Origin of the sequence: Rhodosalinus sediminis (genome assembly GCF_003385555.1) — a bacterium.
Lineage (GTDB): Bacteria > Pseudomonadota > Alphaproteobacteria > Rhodobacterales > Rhodobacteraceae > Rhodosalinus > Rhodosalinus sediminis.
The window spans coordinates 1-341 of the sequence record NZ_QOHR01000111.1; the positions used below are offsets into that span (position 1 = coordinate 1).

Below are 341 nucleotides of genomic sequence, written 5' to 3' on the forward strand. Positions count from 1 at the left end.
GCGGCCGGCAGCGCGACGCTGCTGAACGCGCTTCTGGTCATGCGGCTCGGCATGCGGTTCCTGATCACCGCGGCGCTCGCCGGGCAATGCCTGATCGCCGGCGCCATGATCGCCGTCAGCCTCGCCGCCCCGCCCGAGCCCGTGTTCTTCGCGCTCTTCGTGGTCTGGCAGGCCTCGCTCTTCTTCCAGGTCGGGCTGACCGTGGGCAACATCAACGCGATGGCGATGGAGCCCCTCGGGCACATCGCGGGCTTCGCCTCGTCGATCATCGGCTCGGTCTCGACCGTGCTGGCGGTGCTGCTGGCGATTCCGGTCGGGCTGATGTTCGACGGCACGCCGCT

The 341-nt window shown here is 69.8% G+C and carries 1 pseudogene; it reads left to right on the forward strand.

Annotated features, from left to right (window positions below):
* Nucleotides 1–341: pseudogene (locus tag DRV84_RS15735) on the forward strand (multidrug MFS transporter); the annotation flags it as partial.